This window comes from Streptomyces sp. NPDC046821, assembly GCF_040645335.1.
Taxonomy (GTDB): domain Bacteria; phylum Actinomycetota; class Actinomycetes; order Streptomycetales; family Streptomycetaceae; genus Streptomyces.
On sequence record NZ_JBEYYB010000019.1, the window covers coordinates 19,207 to 34,330 of the forward strand.

Annotated in this window: 14 protein-coding genes; 4 read left to right on the top strand and 10 right to left on the bottom strand. The window is 70.8% G+C overall.

The genetic code is table 11. From position 1 onward, the window contains the following. Window positions 1-111: 111 nt before the first annotated feature. The gene (locus tag ABZ893_RS31970; RefSeq protein ID WP_361410982.1) at window positions 112-864 is read left to right on the top strand and encodes a prolyl oligopeptidase family serine peptidase; all 753 of its coding nucleotides are present in this window, start codon (window positions 112-114) and stop codon (window positions 862-864) included. Between the two features lie 99 nt (window positions 865-963). On the opposite strand, the gene ABZ893_RS31975 is transcribed toward ABZ893_RS31970, so the two are convergent. Further along, entirely contained in the window at window positions 964-1,917 is a 954-nt protein-coding gene (locus ABZ893_RS31975; RefSeq protein WP_361410985.1) for a LysR family transcriptional regulator, read from the bottom strand. A 63-nt stretch (window positions 1,918-1,980) separates the two neighbouring features. Between ABZ893_RS31975 and ABZ893_RS31980 the strand changes: the two genes are divergently transcribed. Both ABZ893_RS31980 and ABZ893_RS31985 read left to right on the top strand, forming a co-directional pair. Continuing rightward, window positions 1,981-3,270 (top strand): MFS transporter, encoded by a 1,290-nt coding sequence (locus ABZ893_RS31980; protein WP_361410988.1) that lies wholly within the window; start codon window positions 1,981-1,983, stop codon window positions 3,268-3,270. A gap of 263 nt (window positions 3,271-3,533) precedes the next feature. Next, window positions 3,534-4,517 (top strand): sigma-70 family RNA polymerase sigma factor, encoded by a 984-nt coding sequence (locus ABZ893_RS31985; protein ID WP_361410991.1) that lies wholly within the window; start codon window positions 3,534-3,536, stop codon window positions 4,515-4,517. Here the strand turns inward: ABZ893_RS31985 and ABZ893_RS31990 are convergent. Beyond that, the gene (locus ABZ893_RS31990) at window positions 4,428-4,799 is read right to left on the bottom strand and encodes an STAS domain-containing protein (protein WP_361410994.1); all 372 of its coding nucleotides are present in this window, start codon (window positions 4,797-4,799) and stop codon (window positions 4,428-4,430) included. The two genes, ABZ893_RS31985 and ABZ893_RS31990, sit on opposite strands and share 90 nt — an antisense overlap. A gap of 226 nt (window positions 4,800-5,025) precedes the next feature. On the opposite strand from ABZ893_RS31990, the gene ABZ893_RS31995 reads away from it, so the two are divergent. Next, window positions 5,026-5,949 (top strand): AEC family transporter, encoded by a 924-nt coding sequence (locus ABZ893_RS31995; RefSeq protein ID WP_361410996.1) that lies wholly within the window; start codon window positions 5,026-5,028, stop codon window positions 5,947-5,949. Window position 5,950: 1 nt separating this feature from the next. Here ABZ893_RS31995 and ABZ893_RS32000 read toward each other — a convergent pair whose 3' ends face one another. The 8 genes from ABZ893_RS32000 to ABZ893_RS32035 all read right to left on the bottom strand — a co-directional run bounded on the left by ABZ893_RS32000 (window position 5,951) and on the right by ABZ893_RS32035 (window position 15,066). Beyond that, window positions 5,951-6,535, bottom strand: a complete 585-nt coding sequence (locus tag ABZ893_RS32000) for a Uma2 family endonuclease (protein WP_361410999.1) — start codon at window positions 6,533-6,535, stop codon at window positions 5,951-5,953. Between the two features lie 96 nt (window positions 6,536-6,631). Further along, a complete protein-coding gene (locus ABZ893_RS32005) occupies window positions 6,632-7,909 on the bottom strand; it encodes a thymidine phosphorylase (RefSeq protein WP_361411002.1) in 1,278 nt (425 codons plus the stop codon). 41 nt (window positions 7,910-7,950) lie between these two features. Further along, on the bottom strand, window positions 7,951-8,340 hold the full coding sequence (locus ABZ893_RS32010; protein ID WP_361411005.1) for a cytidine deaminase: 390 nt from the start codon (window positions 8,338-8,340) through the stop codon (window positions 7,951-7,953). After that, the gene (locus ABZ893_RS32015) at window positions 8,337-9,632 is read right to left on the bottom strand and encodes an ABC transporter permease (protein ID WP_361411008.1); all 1,296 of its coding nucleotides are present in this window, start codon (window positions 9,630-9,632) and stop codon (window positions 8,337-8,339) included. Before ABZ893_RS32015 ends, ABZ893_RS32010 begins: the two co-directional genes overlap by 4 nt. Beyond that, entirely contained in the window at window positions 9,629-10,762 is a 1,134-nt protein-coding gene (locus ABZ893_RS32020) for an ABC transporter permease (RefSeq protein WP_361411202.1), read from the bottom strand. Before ABZ893_RS32020 ends, ABZ893_RS32015 begins: the two co-directional genes overlap by 4 nt. Window positions 10,763-10,770: 8 nt before the next feature. Then, window positions 10,771-12,363 carry an ABC transporter ATP-binding protein gene (locus ABZ893_RS32025; protein WP_361411203.1) on the bottom strand — a complete coding sequence of 531 codons (1,593 nt, stop codon included), beginning with the start codon at window positions 12,361-12,363 and terminating at the stop codon, window positions 10,771-10,773. A 171-nt stretch (window positions 12,364-12,534) separates the two neighbouring features. Then, window positions 12,535-13,587 (bottom strand): BMP family ABC transporter substrate-binding protein, encoded by a 1,053-nt coding sequence (locus ABZ893_RS32030; RefSeq protein WP_361411011.1) that lies wholly within the window; start codon window positions 13,585-13,587, stop codon window positions 12,535-12,537. Between the two features lie 228 nt (window positions 13,588-13,815). Beyond that, window positions 13,816-15,066 (bottom strand): amidohydrolase, encoded by a 1,251-nt coding sequence (locus tag ABZ893_RS32035; RefSeq protein ID WP_361411014.1) that lies wholly within the window; start codon window positions 15,064-15,066, stop codon window positions 13,816-13,818. Window positions 15,067-15,124 lie beyond the last annotated feature (58 nt).

The following is a 15,124-nucleotide window of genomic DNA, read 5'->3' on the forward strand; positions in this document are numbered from 1 at the left end:
CCGCACTCTACTGCCTACGCGCGTAGATTCCACCTGTCGGCGACCCGTCGATACGTAACAGTGATCCCGAGGACGGGTGGCGTACACCGGGCCTTCTGACACTGTTCTGCCATGGCAGAGGAAGCGACGACGGTCCGCGAGGCCCGGCTCGGGAAGACGGTCGGGCCCGTTCCGCAGGCGGTGAGCGGCGTGGTCCTGCTGCTTCCGCCGGGCGAGGAGTCCTCCGCGCGGGGGCCGTCACCCCTGGCGGCGGCGGCCGTACGCACGCTGAGCCGCACCCTCGCGCGCGAAGGAAGGCGTGACGGGCTCGCGACGCATGTCGTGCACTACCGCTACCGCGGCTGGAACGGCGCGCAGGCACAGCTCGCGCGCGACGCCGAATGGGCCGCGGACGAGGTGGTACGGCGCTACGGAGACGTGCCCGTGTGTCTCGCCGGCGTCGACATGGGCGGCCGGGCGGCGCTGCGCGCGGGCGGGCACAGGGCGGTCAACTCCGTTCTGGCGCTGGCCCCTTGGCTGCCGGAGGAGGATGTGGCCGCGCCGCCGGAACCGGTGAAGCAGCTCGCGGGCCGCCGGGTCCTCGTGGTGCACGGCACGAACGACCGGCGTACGGATCCCGAGTTGTCGTTCCGGCTTGCCGCCCGCGCGAAGAAGGCCAACCACGCCATCTGCCGGTTCGAGGTGCACTCCGACGGGCACGGGCTGCGCCAGCACCGGGCCGAAGTCCTGGCGCTGGCCCATGACTTCGTCCTGGGCTCGCTCTTCGGCCGCCCGTACTCCCGCCCCCTCCAGGACGCGCTCGCGGCGCCGCCGCCGCTGGGGCTGCGGATGCCGCTGGCTTCGGGGTTCGGGCAGCGCCGATAAGGCGGGGTCGTTCCGGGCAGCACCGATGGAGCGGGGGCATCCCGTCACTCGGATAAGTAAGGGGTCGTCCCGCCACTCGGACAAGAAGGGGCCATCCCGTCACTCGGACAGCAGCCGCCCCCGCCTCGACAGCAGGAACTTCTTGAACTCCGCGACCGGTGGGGTGTCCGGGTGGCCGTCGAGCCAGGCCACGCCGATCTCGCGGACGGCGCGCTGGCCGGTGACCGTGAGTTCCACAACTCCCGGGCGCGGTACGGCGGGTGGCGGCAGGAGCGCCACGCCGAGGCCCGCGGCGACGAGGCCGCGCAGGGTCTCCGCCTCCTCGCCCTCGAACGCCACGCGCGGTTTGAAGCCGGCCTCCTGGCAGAGGTCGTCCGTGATGCGGCGCAGGCCGTACCCCGGCTCCAGGGTCACGAAGGCCTCGTCGGCGGCCTCCGCGAGGCGTACGCGCTTGCGGCCCGCGAGGCGGTGGTCGTCGGGCACGACGAGCCGCAGGCGCTGTTCGTCGAGGCGGCGGGCGACGAGGTCGGGCGCGTCGGGGACGGGTGAGGTGAGGCAGAGGTCGAGCTCGCCGGCGCGCAGCCGCTCCAGCATCGCCTCGCCGTAGTTCTGGACGAGGCTGAAGCGGATCCGCGGGTGGTCGGCGCGGAAGGCGCGGATCAGGCCGGGGACGGTCTCGGAGCCCATCGTGTGCAGGAAGCCGAAGGCGACCTTGCCCGACGCGGGGTCGGCGTCGGCCCGTACCGAGTCGGCGGCGCGGCCGACCTCGCCGAGCGCGCGGTCGACGGAGGCGAGGAACGTACGGCCCGCCGGGGTGAGCGAGACCGTGCGGCCGTGGCGCGCGAAGAGGTCCACGCCCAGGTCCGTCTCAAGGCGGACGAGCGCGCGAGAGAGCGTCGACTGCGGGATCTGGAGTTCCTGCGCGGCCCGCGTGACGTGTTCCGTGCGGGCGACCGCGGCGAAGTACGCCAGGCGGGGCGCAAGAGTCGTCACGATGTCTTCCATGTCACTGGACGGTGACAGGCGAGGCCCTGAACTCTGCTGATGCACCATGGGAACGATTATGGCGTTTTCATGCATTGGACGCATGAACCTCCGACCTCCTACGTTCGTGCCATGCCTCCTGCCAGTAGCGGGGCGGCCGCCACCCACGCGGTCGCCGCCCGTACGCCGTCATCCCCCGAAGCCACCGACACCCGACTCGCCCCGGGCGGACCCGGTTACCGCCGGATGGCCTTCGCCCTCTTCCTGGCAGGTGTCGCGACCTTCGCCCTGCTGTACTCCACCCAGGCCCTGCTCCCGCTCATCTCGTCGGACCTCGGCGTCAACGCGAGCGCCGCGAGCTGGACCGTGTCGGGCGCGACCGGCGCGCTCGCCCTGTGCGTACTGCCGATGAGCGCCCTGTCCGAGCGGTTCGGGCGGCGCACGGTGATGACGGCGTCCCTGTCGGTGGCGGTCCTGGTCGGACTGCTCGTGCCCTTCGCTCCCTCGCTCGGCGTGCTGATCGCGCTGCGGGCGCTCCAGGGCGCGGCGCTCGCCGGGCTCCCGGCCTCCGCGATGGCGTATCTCGCGGAGGAGGTGCGGCCCAAGGCGCTGATCGCCGCGATCGGTCTCTTCGTGGCGGGCAACTCCATCGGCGGCATGAGCGGCCGGGTCATCACCGGCTGGGTCGCGCAGGAATTCGGCTGGCGCGCGGCGCTCGGCACGGTCGGTGTGATCGCCGTGGCGTGCGCGGTCGCGTTCCGCCTGCTGCTGCCCGCGCCCCGGCACTTCACGCCGGGCTCGCTGCGGCCCCGGGTCCTGGCCCGCACGGTCCGCGGCCACCTCGCGAACCCGCTCCTGGTCCGGCTGTACGTGATCGGCGCCCTCTTCATGACGGTCTTCGGCGCCGTCTACACGGTGATCGGCTACCGCCTCACGGCCGCGCCGTTCTCGCTCCCGCAGGGCCTCATCGGCTCGATCTTCCTGGTGTACCTGGTGGGTACGGTCTCCTCAGCCGCCGCCGGCAAGCTCGTCGCGCGCCTCGGGCGGCGCGGCGCGCTGTACCTGGCGGTCGGCACGACGACGTCCGGCCTGCTGCTCTCGCTCGGCGAGTCGATCGTCCTCGTCCTGCTCGGCCTCGTCCTGATCACGGCCGGGTTCTTCGCGGGGCACGCGGTGGCGTCGTCCTCGGTCAGCCACACGGCGACGCACGGGCGGGCGCAGGCTTCCGCGCTCTACCAGTCCATGTACTACATCGGCTCCAGCGTCGGCGGCACGCTCGGCGCGATGGCCTTCCACGCCGGCGGCTGGGAGGGCACGGTGACGCTCGGCCTGGTGGCGGTGCTCGGTGTCGTGTCGGTGACCCTGTGGGGTTCGCACGCGGCGCGGGTGTCGCAGCGGGCACCGCTCGCGACGGCGCACTGACGCTCGTACGGGTCACATCCTGTGCGGGGCACGTCCTGCGCGGGGCACATCCTGTGCGGGTCACATCCTGTGCGGGTCACATCCTGTGCGGGTCACATCCTGTACGGGGCGCATTCTGATGGCCGACGGCCCCCGGACCGGCGTATTTCGCCGGTCCGGGGGCCGTTGTCAGTGGGCTGCGGTAGCTTCCGATGTGCTGGAACTTGCCAGAGCTTGCTGGGACTTGCTGGGGCTTCGCGGAAGCCGCAGGGCGGGGTGTGGAGATGAGTGACATGGCGGGGACGACCACGGAGCTGGACGTCCGTCTCGAGGAGTACCGGGTCGAGCTGACCGGGTACTGCTACCGGATGCTGGGGTCGGCGTTCGAGGCCGAGGACGCGGTGCAGGACACGATGGTCCGCGCCTGGCGCAGCTTCGACAAGTTCGAGGGCCGCTCCAGCCTGCGCTCGTGGCTGTACCGCATCGCGACGAACGTCTGCCTCGACATGCTGAACGCGGGCAACAAGCGGGCCCGCCCGATGGACCTGACCGCGGCGGCGCCGCTCGCGCAGGCCGCCCTCACTCCCCGCCCGGACAACGTGTGGCTGGAGCCCATGCCGGACGCGCGCGTCCTGCCGACCGTGCACGACCCGGCGGAGGCCGCGGTGGCCCGCGAGTCGGTGCGCCTCGCCTTCGTCGCCGCCCTGCAGAACCTGCCGGCCAAGCAGCGGGCCGTCCTCATCCTGCGCGAGGTCCTCGCCTGGAAGGCGAACGAGGTCGCGGAGCTCCTCGACACGTCGGTGGCGTCGGTGAACAGCGCGCTCCAGCGGGCCCGCGCGACGCTCGCCGAGGCGCCCGCCGAGAAGAAGAGCGCGGACGGCGAGCTGGACGAGGAGCACCAGGCGCTCCTGGAGCGGTACGTCGCCGCGTTCGAGGGCTACGACATGAAGGCCCTCACGGCGCTGCTCGCCGAGGACGCCATCATGACGATGCCGCCGTTCGACCTGTGGCTGCTGGGCACGCCGGACATCACGGGCTTCATGACGACGATCGGCGCCTCGTGCGCGGGCAGCCGCCTGGTGGCCGTCGAGGCGAACGGCTCGCCCGCGTTCGCCCACTACAAGCCCGACCCGGAGAACGGCGGGTTCTCGCCGTGGGCCGTTCAGGTCCTGGAGATCTCAGAGGGCCGGATCACCGGACTCCACTGCTTCCTGGACGTCCCGCGCTACTTCCCGCTGTTCGGTCTGCCGATGCACCTCGACGGCTAGTCCGCCGAGGGCGGTCAGGCCGACCAGTTCGAGGAGTGCCCGCAGGGCCGGGGACGGATCGCGCAGGCGCAGTCCGGTCCCGGCTCTGCGGGCGGCGAGCTGCATCCGCGCGATGGCGTCCACGGTGGCGAGGTCGGCCGAGGTCACCGCGGTGACGTCGAGGACGATCTGGCGGCCGGGGGCGCGGGCGCACGCCGTGCTCACCTGGTCGCACAGGCGGGGCACGTCGTCACGGCACAGGGCACCGGCGACAGCGAGGTCGGGAGGTCGGTAAGCAGCCACGCAAGGGAGACCGGCGAGGACCCCCGAACTCATCGGCGAACCGGCACGGATCCGGCTCGGCGCAGGGTGCCGTGCATCACGCTGCCCAGGTATCGCCGATATCTCCGGTGTCGCCCGGTGTCACACGCATCACGTTGACCCGGCGTCGGACGCCCTCCGACGCTTGGGAAATGCACCTTGATCGCCTGCCCTCCAGACCGTCCGCGCGAGACAGTCAGGGGGCACCGTGGCAGGCGTGCTGAACGGCTTCGCCGTCATCGCGGTGGTCATCGCCGTCGGCTATGTGATCGGGCGGCGCGGTTACCTCGGGGAGAACGGGCGCGAGGTCCTCACCAAGCTCGCCTTCCATGTCGCCACCCCGGCGCTCCTGTTCACGACGCTCGCGAAGGCCGACCTGTCGGTGATCCTCTCGCCGCGACTCCTGGTCACGGCGCTCAGCACGGCGGCCGCGGCCGGGGTGTTCATCGCGGTCGGTGTCGCCCGCCGCTGGGGCGTGAGCCGTACGACGATCGGGGCCCTGTGCTCCAGCTACGTCAACTCGGGGAACCTCGGCATCCCCATCGCCGTGTACGTCCTCGGCGACGCCTCGCTGGTCGCGCCCGTGCTGCTGTTCCAGCAGATCGTGGTGACGCCGATCGCGCTGACGGTGCTCGATCTGGCGGAGGCCGCGGAGAAGCAGTCGCTGTGGCGGCGCCTGGTCACGCCGCTGCGCAACCCGATCGCGGTCGGCGCGCTGGCGGGTGTCACGGTGGCGGCGACGGGGTGGACGCTGCCGGGCCCGGTCTTCAACCCGGTCGACCTCATCGGCAAGATGTCCGTACCGGTGGTGCTGCTCGCGTACGGGATCTCGCTGTGCGGGAGTTCGCTGCCGGGCGGGCGCGGCAGCGACCGGGCGCCGGTACTGCTCTCGGTGGCCCTCAAGTCGGCGGGCCAGCCGACGGTGGCCTGGGCCCTGGCATCAGGAGCCTTCGGCCTGCACGGCGCCCCACTCCTGGACGTAGTGGTGACCTCAGCCCTCCCGGCAGCCCAGAACCTCTTCACCTACGCCTCCCGCTACGGCGTCGCGGAAAAACTGGCGAGAGAGTCGATCCTGCTGTCGACACTGGCTTCGGTGCCGGGGCTTGTGGTGGTGGCGGCGGTGTTGGGGTGATCTAGGGGGTGGGGAAATCGGCGGTGTCGATGGTGAGGCCGAAGGGTGCCGGGAGCTGGAGGGGATCGCCGAACTTCACGACACTCAGCGGCCGGTACACATCGCCGGTGGGTTCGCCGTAGAGGGTCGCAGTCGGCCCTTCCGGCGACCAGCGGTCGACGAGCAAGTAGAAGGGGATGCCCGCAGTCGCGTACGCGGCGCACTTGCTGATGCGGTCGTGCACGGCGTTGGACTTCGAGGTGATCTCGACGACAAGTTCGGCCAGTGCCGCCGGAATGTGCGAATCCGACTCCACGTGCTGCTGCCTCGGAGCCACGAGGAGGTCCGGGATGAGCATTCCCATACGGGATGGCACGGCGATGGCCAGGGTCTGGAAGATGCCCCAATCGTCGGGGACCACTGAGTACAGGCGACGCTGGATGTGCTCGGCGATCAAGTTGTGCTGGTAAGCGGGTGAAGGTGACACGGTGATGTTCCCGTCGATGATCTCCACCTTGCAGCCCTCCGGCCATTCCATCTCCTCCCAGAGCCGGACCAGTTCGTCCCAGCTCTGCTCGGGGTCATGGCGGACGGTGAGTGCGCTCATGGCGGTCTCCTTATCGGTGCGTCACCGAGTCCAGCATGACGAATGGAACCGGCAGTGGTCTACCGATCCCGTTCACCCATACGAGGAAACACCAGGTCAGCCGATACGTTCCCGCACCACCGGCGTAGCCGCGTACGTCGTCCCCGATGCCGAGATGTCGTACGACCCCTCCACCGACTCCAACGCGTACGCGAAGCGTTCGGGCGTGTCCGTGTGCAGGGTCAGGAGGGGCTGGCCCGCCGCGACGGAGTCGCCCGGCTTGGCGTGGAGTTCGATGCCTGCCGCTGCCTGGACCGGGTCCTCCTTGCGGGCTCGGCCTGCGCCGAGGCGCCAGGCGGCCACGCCGATGTCGTACGCGTCGAGGCGGGTCAGGACGCCGGACTGGCCGGCGACCACCACATGCCGTTCGCGGGACGTGGGGAGCGGGGCGTCCGGGTCGCCGCCCTGGGCGGTGATCATGCGGCGCCAGACGTCCATCGCGGAGCCGTCGGCGAGGGCCTTCGCCGGGTCGGCGTCCGTGATGCCGGCCGCGTCGAGCATCTCGCGGGCCAGGGCGAGGGTCAGCTCGACGACGTCGGCGGGGCCGCCGCCCGCGAGGACCTCGACGGACTCGCGGACTTCGAGGGCGTTGCCCGCGGTGAGGCCGAGCGGCGTCGACATGTCGGTGAGCAGCGCGACGGTGCGCACCCCGCTGTCGGTGCCCAACTCGACCATGGTGGAGGCCAGTTCGCGGGCGTCCTCGATCGTCTTCATGAACGCGCCGGTGCCGACCTTCACGTCGAGGACGAGCGAGCCGGTGCCCTCGGCGATCTTCTTCGACATGATCGAGGAGGCGATGAGCGGGATGGCCTCGACGGTGCCGGTGACGTCGCGCAGCGCGTAGAGCTTCTTGTCTGCGGGGGCGAGCCCGTCGCCGGCCGCGCAGATCACGGAGCCGACGGTGTCGAGGACGTTCAGCATCTCGTCGTTGGACAGGAGCGCGCGCCAGCCGGGGATGGACTCCAGCTTGTCGAGGGTGCCGCCGGTGTGGCCGAGGCCGCGGCCGGAGAGCTGCGGGACGGCGGCGCCGCACGCGGCGACCAGCGGGGCGAGCGGCAGCGTGATCTTGTCGCCGACGCCACCCGTGGAGTGCTTGTCGGCCGTCGGGCGGGACAGGGCCGAGAAGTCCATGCGCTCGCCGGACGCGATCATCGCGGCGGTCCAGCGGGCGATCTCCGTACGGTTCATGCCGTTGAGCAGGATGGCCATGGCGAGCGCCGACATCTGCTCGTCCGCGACGGCGCCGCGGGTGTAGGCGTCGATGACCCAGTCGATCTGCTCGCCGGTGAGCTCGCCCCGGTCCCGCTTGGTCCGGATGACGGAGATGACGTCCATGGGTGTTCCTTCCAGACCCGCCGACTCTGCGGGGCGATCGTTCAGTTGAGGTTGTCCGGGCCGAACGCGTCCGGCAACAGCTCGCCGAGCGGGCGGATCCCCGACGCCGTCTCCAGCAGCAGCTCGCGCCCGCCGAACTCGTACAGGAGCTGGCGGCAGCGGCCGCACGGCATGAGGATCTCGCCCTTGCCGTCCACGCAGGTGAAGTGCGTGAGGCGGCCGCCGCCGGTGAGCTGGAGCTGGGACACGAGCCCGCACTCGGCGCACAGGGCGAGCCCGTACGAGGCGTTCTCGACGTTGCAGCCGGAGACGGTGCGGCCGTCGTCCACGCGGGCGGCGGCGCCGACCGGGAAGCCGGAGTACGGCACGTACGCGCGGGACATGGCCGTGCGGGCCGCGTCCCTGAGTTCTTCCCAGCCGGCTTCGGTCACTTGCCCTGGCCCTTCCGGTAGCGCATCCCGTTCGCCTTCGGCATCCGCAGCCGCTGCGCGGACAGGGAGAGCACCAGCAGCGTGACGACATACGGCGTGGCGCCGACGAAGTCGCCGGGCACCTCATCCGTCAGGAGGTACCAGACCAGGACGATCGCGGCAATCACCGCGCTGACCGTGGCCTGGAGCACGGCCTTGCGGTACGCCTTCCAGCCGGCGAGGAGCGCGAGCAGCACGACGAGCAGGAGCAGCAGCGCGTGGACGGTCTCGCCGCCGTTGCGCAGCTGGAGCGCGTCGGAGAAGCCGAACAGGCCGGCGCCCATGGCGAGTCCGCCGGGACGCCAGTTGCCGAAGATCATGGCGGCGAGACCGATGTAGCCGCGGCCACCCGTCTGGCCCTCCAGGTAGCTGTGCGAGGTGACGAGGGCGAGGAACGCGCCGCCGAGGCCCGCGAGTCCGCCGGAGATCGCGACGGCCGCGTACTTGTGCGCGTACACGTTGACGCCGAGGGACTCGGCCGCGATCGGGTTCTCGCCGCAGGAGCGCAGGCGCAGGCCGAACGGGGTGCGCCACAGGATCCACCAGCTGCCCACGAAGAGGAGCACGGCGAGGAGCGTGATCACGGAGACGTTGGTGACGAGGCCGCCGAGGATGCCGGCGACGTCGGAGACCAGGAACCAGTGGTGCTGCTCGATCGTGTGCAGCCCGCTGGAGAGGCCCGGGACGGTGATGTCGCCGAGCGACTCGGCGGGCGGGGACTGCTTGGGGTTTCCGCCCTTGCTCGCGGGCACGCCCTCGGCGAAGAACAGCTTGGCGAGGTACTGGGTGGCGCCGAGCGCGAGGAGGTTCACGGCCACACCCGAGACGATGTGGTCGACGCCGAAGGTGACGGTGGCGACGGCGTGCACGAGGCCGCCGAGTACGCCGAAGCCGATGCCGCAGAGCAGGCCGAGCCAGGGGCTGGTCTGCCAGCCGAGCCAGCCCGCGCCGAACGTGCCGAGGATCATCATGCCTTCGAGGCCGATGTTGACCACGCCGGCCCGCTCCGACCACAGGCCGGCGAGGGCCGCGAGGCCGATGGGCACGGCGAGGCCGAGCGCGGCGGCGATCTGGCCGCCGGAGGTCAGCTGGTCGGCGCCGGTGATGACGCGGACGGCGGAGACCAGGAACAGCGCGCCGACGACGATGAGCAGGGTCCGGCCGGTGGAGCGCCGGCCGCGGGCCTTCTTGGCCTCGCCGCTCACCGCGGGGGCCGCCGGCGGCGGCGGGGTGTCGGTCGTCGTGGCGGTCATCCGGCCACCTCCTGCTTCTCGGTGCGGACGGCAGTGGCCTGCGCGGCGAGTTCGGCGCCGACCCGCTGCTGCTGTCGCTTGAGCCCGTAGCGGCGTACGACCTCGTAGGCGATGACGACGCACAGGACGATGACGCCCTGGATCACGCCGAGGATCTCCTTGTCGTAGCCCTGGAACTCCAGGTGGTTGGTGGTGCGCTCCAGGAAGCCCCAGAGCAGGGCGCCGAGCGCGATGCCGACGGGGTGGTTGCGGCCGAGGAGCGCGATGGCGATGCCGGTGAAGCCGAGGCCCGCCGGGAAGCTGTTGTCGTACTGGTGGCTGTCGTTGAGGAGGGTCGGCATACCGACGAGGCCGGCCACGGCGCCCGAGATGATCATGCTGGTGGCGATCATCTTCTTGACGCTGACGCCGCTCGCGGCGGCGGCCGACTCGGACTGGCCGACCGTCCGCAGGTCGAAGCCGAAGCGGGTGCGGCCGAGGACGAACCAGTAGGCGATGCCGACGAGTACGGCGACCACGATGAAGCCCCAGACCTGGCCGGCCGGTCCCGCGTCGATCATGAAGAAGTACGAGGACTTGGGCAGCGGCTTGGTGGAGACCAGGGTGCCGGCGTCGTCGAGCTGGCCGAGCTGGCCGGGCTGGAGGAGGAAGGCGATGATCGCGGTGGCGATCGCGTTCAGCATGATCGTCGCGATGACCTCGCTGACGCCGCGCGTCACCTTGAGGATGCCGGCGATACCGGCCCACAGCGCGCCGGTCGCCATGGCGGCGACGATGATCAGCGGGATGGCGAGCCAGCCGGGCAGCGTGAGCGCCCCGCCGAGCACGGCGGCGACGAACGCGGCGAGCCGGTACTGGCCGTCGACGCCGATGTTGAACAGGTTCATGCGGAAGCCGACGGCCACCGCGACACCCGCGAGGTAGTACGTCGTCGCCTTGTTGAGGATGTAGACCTGGCTGTCGCTCGCGGAGCCGTACGTCACCATGTCGCTGAACGCGGCGAACGGGTCCTTGCCCGTGGCCGTGATGATCAGCGCCGTGACGACGAGCGCGGCGACGACCGCGAGGAGCGGGGCGGCGACCGCGAGGATCAGCCGCTCCTTGTCGATCCGGGCGGTGCCCCGGGATATCAGTGTCTTCATCGGGCGTCCCCGCCTTCGGCGTCTTCCGTGTGCTCCAGGTGGCCGGAGGCCGCACCTGTCATGGCGGAGCCGAGCTCCTCCGGGGTGATGGTCGCGGGGTCGGCGTCGGCGACCAGGCGGCCGCGGTACATCACCCGCAGGGTGTCGGACAGCCCGATCAGCTCGTCCAGGTCCGCCGAGATGAGGAGGACGGCGAGGCCCTCGCGGCGGGCGCGGCGGATCTGGTCCCAGATCTGGGCCTGCGCGCCGACGTCCACGCCGCGCGTGGGGTGCGCGGCGATGAGCAGCTTGGGCGCGTGGCTCATCTCGCGGCCGACGATCAGCTTCTGCTGGTTGCCGCCGGACAGGGAGGCGGCGGTGACCTCGATGCCGGGGGTGCGGACGTCGTAGTCGCGGACGATGCGCTCGGTGTCGGCGCGGGCGGCCTTGAGGTCGAGCAACGCGCCCTTGGAGTTGGGGCGTTCGGAGACGTGGCCGAGGACGCGGTTCTCCCACAGCGGCGCTTCGAGGAGCAGTCCGTGGCGGTGGCGGTCCTCGGGGATGTAGCCGACGCCGGCCTCGCGGCGCTTGCGGGTGGGGGTCTTCGTGACGTCGGTGCCGTCGAGGGAGACGGTGCCGCTGTCGGCGGTCCGCATCCCCATGATGGCCTCGACGAGTTCGGACTGGCCGTTGCCCTCCACGCCCGCGACGCCGAGGACTTCACCGCGGTGGATGGTGAAGCTGACGTCGTCGAGGATGACGCGTTCGACGCCGTCGAGGTCGGTCTGCGTGAGCCGCAGGCCCTCCAGGCGGAGCATCGGGGTGTCGGTGACCGTGGACTCCTCGGTCTCCGGCGAGGGCAGTTCGCTGCCGACCATCAGCTCGGCGAGCTGCTTGGTCGTGGTGGTGCGCGGGTCGGCCGTGCCCACCGTCGTCCCCCGCCGGATGACCGTGATCTCGTCCGCGACGGACAGGACCTCGCCCAGCTTGTGGGAGATGAAGATGACCGTGAGGCCCTCGGACTTGAGCTCGCGCAGGTTGTCGAAGAGCGCGTCGACCTCCTGCGGGACGAGGACCGCGGTCGGCTCGTCGAGGATCAGCGTCCGGGCGCCCCGGTAGAGGACCTTGAGGATCTCGACGCGCTGCCGGTCGGCGACCCCGAGCTCCTCGACGAGCACGTCGGGCCGCACGCCCAGCCCGTAGGCCTCGGATATCTCGCGGATCTTCGTACGCGCTTTGCCGCCGATGCCGTGCAGCTTCTCGGCGCCCAGGACGACGTTCTCCAGGACGGTGAGGTTGTCGGCCAGCATGAAGTGCTGGTGGACCATGCCGATGCCGCGCGCGATGGCGTCGCCGGGCGTGGCGAAGGTGACCTGGGTGCCGTCGACGGCGATGGTCCCCTCGTCCGGCTTCTGCATTCCGTAGAGGATCTTCATCAGGGTCGACTTGCCGGCGCCGTTCTCACCGCACAGGGCGTGGACGGTGCCCCGCCGTACGGTGATGTCGATGTCGCGGTTGGCGACGACTCCGGGGAAGCGCTTGGTGATGCCGCGCAGTTCGACGGCGGGAGGGCTGGACGCGTTGATGGCGCACTCTCCTCGGGGGAGCAGGAGGACGTACGGGAAGGGGGCAGGCGAGGCCGGCACGGGGGTGGTGCGTCGGCGACGCTAGTACGCCAACTCCCAGCTACACGCGTAGAGTTGACACATTGTTATGGCCCGGCGAAGGGGAGCGTTTCACCACTCCCCCGCGCCGAGCCCGGGCCTCACGGGACCCTCAGGTCACGGGGTGGTCTTGACCTTGACCTCGCCGCTCGCGATCTTCTTCTCCGCGGCGTCCAGCTTGGCCTTGATGTCGTCGATGTAGCCGCCGGACGTGGCGAGCGAGACGCCGCCGTCCTTCAGGGCGTAGGTGTTGGTGCCGGTGATCGGCTTGCCGTCCTTGACCGACTTGATCAGGTCGTAGACGCCGATGTCGACGTTCTTGACGACCGAGGTCAGGATCGAGGACTTGTACTTGGCGAGACCGGGGATGTTGTACTGGTCCGAGTCGACGCCGATGGCCCAGGCGCCCTTCGTGCCGGAGACGGCCTCGATGGCGCCGTTGCCGGAGGAGCCGGCCGCCGAGTAGACGACGTCGGCGCCCTTGTCGAGCATTCCCTGGGCCGCCTCCTTGCCCTTGTCGGGCGAGGCGAAGCCGGAGGTGTCCGAACCGTGGCTCAGGTACTGGACGTCGATCTTGATCTTCGGGTTGGTGTCCTTGACGCCCTGGACGTAACCCGCCTCGAACTTCTTGATCAGGGGTACGTCGACACCACCGATGAAGCCGACGTGGTCCTTCTTCGTCTTCAGGGCGGCGGCGACGCCGGCCAGGTAGGAGCCCTGCTCCTCGGTGAAGACGATGGAGTCGGTGTTCTTGGTGTTCACCACGGAGTCGACGATGCCGAAGCTGATCTTCGGGTACTTCGCGGCGACCTTGGTCATCGAGGGGCTGTACGCGTAGCCCACGCCGATGATGGGGTTGTAGCCGGCGTCGGCCAGGTCGGACAGGCGCTGCTCGCGGTCGGCCTCGGTGTCGGAGGTCTTGGCGGTCAGCTCCTTGAGGTCACCGCCGAAGTCCTTCTTCGCCTTGTCGGCGCCGCGCGCGGCGGAGTCGTTGAAGGAGTGGTCGCCGCGGCCGCCGACGTCGAAGGCGAGGCCGATCTTGACGCCGCCCTTCTTGCCGGAGTCACCCGTGGACTTGTTGTCCGAGGAGGTGCTGCCACATGCGGTGGCGGTGAGAGCGAGTGCCGCGGTGGCTATACACGCGGCGGAGATTTTGGCTACCCGGCGCAAGGGAGGCTCCTTCGACCTGACCTGACCTGACCCGAGCGCCGGGATCCGGCGCTGGTTTTCGGACGGATCGTAACGCGCGTAGATGTCAGATAAAGAGCCCTTCGGCGCTTGTTATCGGATTGACGCGAACGGGGCAGGACGGCGCGGGCTACGGGGAGTTACGGGGGTGGGTCGGGTGGGTTACGTGGTGCCCACACCGACCCTTGCCCTGTCCGGGTTCGGCCGTTCCTACGCGCGTGCGGCGGCGTCCATCAGGGCTGCCGCGGTGAACAGCTCGACGCCGACCGTGATCGCGGCCTCGTCGGCGTCGAAGTCGCCCTGGTGCAGGTCGCGTCCGCCGCGCTCGCCGGGGGTGCGCACGCCGAGGCGGGCCATGGCGCCGGGGACGTGCTCCAGGTACCAGGAGAAGTCCTCGCCGCCGAGGCTCTGCGGGGTGTCCTCGATGGACTGGGCGCCCCGGCGGGCGGCCATCGCGGCGTGGACGAGGTCGGTGACCTCCGGGTCGTTCACGACGGGCGGGACGCCGCGGATGTAGTTGATCTCCGACTTGGCGCGGTAGAGGTCGGCGATCTCCTGGATCGCGCCGTGCACCAGGTCGGGCGCCTGCCGCCACGCGTCGAGGTCGAGGCAGCGCACGGTGCCGGACAGCTCCGCGTGCTGCGGGATCACGTTGCACGCGTGCCCGGACTCGATACGGCCCCAGGTCACGGCGAGGCCGGAGCGGGCGTCGATACGGCGGGCCACGAGCGCGGGGACCTCGGTGGCCACCTTCGCGGCGGCCGTCACGAGGTCGGTGGTGAGGTGCGGGCGGGCGGTGTGGCCGCCGGCCCCGTCGAGCGCGACCTCGAGCCGGTCGCAGGCGGAGGTGATGGCACCGTGCCGCAGTCCGATGCGGCCCGCGTCGACCTTCGGGTCGCAGTGCACGCCGATGATCCGGCCGACTCCGTCGAGCACCCCCGACTCGATCGCGTCGGGAGCGCCGCCGGGCAGCACCTCCTCGGCGGGCTGGAAGATCAGGCGTACGGGGTACGGGAGCCGGCCCTGGCGGTGCAGCTCGGCGAGGACGAGGCCCGCGCCGAGCACGACCGTCGTGTGCACGTCGTGCCCGCAGGCGTGGGCGCGGCCGGGCACCGTGGAGCGGTAGGCGCAGCTCGTCTTGGTGTCCGGGATGGGCAGCGCGTCGATGTCGGCGCGCAGGGCGAGCATGGGGCGTCCGCCCCGGACCTCCCCCTCGGTGATGCCGATGTCGCAGATGAGACCCGTGCCGATGGAGAGGACACGCGGCTCGAGGCCGGCCTGTTCCAGACGCGCCTTGATCGCCGCCGTCGTGCGGAACTCCTGGTTGCCCAGCTCGGGGTGCATGTGCAAGTCACGCCGGAAGAGCACCAGTTCACCGCGGAGCTCTTCGGACAGCGTGCCGGGCAACGCGGCAGCGGGAACCGCCACCCCGACCTGATCGGCCTCGGTCTCTCGGGACATCAGTTGGTTCACCCTTTGAAGGGTAGGCCGGGGCAGGGGGTGACGGCCGCTCGATCGG

Coding starts and splice junctions, on each gene's coding strand:
- ABZ893_RS31970 (WP_361410982.1), top strand. CDS start 112: ATGGCAGAGGAAGCGACGACGGTCCGCGAGGCCCGGCTCGGGAAGACG.
- ABZ893_RS31975 (WP_361410985.1), bottom strand. CDS start 1,917: ATGGTGCATCAGCAGAGTTCAGGGCCTCGCCTGTCACCGTCCAGTGAC.
- ABZ893_RS31980 (WP_361410988.1), top strand. CDS start 1,981: ATGCCTCCTGCCAGTAGCGGGGCGGCCGCCACCCACGCGGTCGCCGCC.
- ABZ893_RS31985 (WP_361410991.1), top strand. CDS start 3,534: ATGAGTGACATGGCGGGGACGACCACGGAGCTGGACGTCCGTCTCGAG.
- ABZ893_RS32000 (WP_361410999.1), bottom strand. CDS start 6,535: ATGAGCGCACTCACCGTCCGCCATGACCCCGAGCAGAGCTGGGACGAA.
- ABZ893_RS32005 (WP_361411002.1), bottom strand. CDS start 7,909: ATGGACGTCATCTCCGTCATCCGGACCAAGCGGGACCGGGGCGAGCTC.
- ABZ893_RS32015 (WP_361411008.1), bottom strand. CDS start 9,632: ATGACCGCCACGACGACCGACACCCCGCCGCCGCCGGCGGCCCCCGCG.
- ABZ893_RS32035 (WP_361411014.1), bottom strand. CDS start 15,066: ATGTCCCGAGAGACCGAGGCCGATCAGGTCGGGGTGGCGGTTCCCGCT.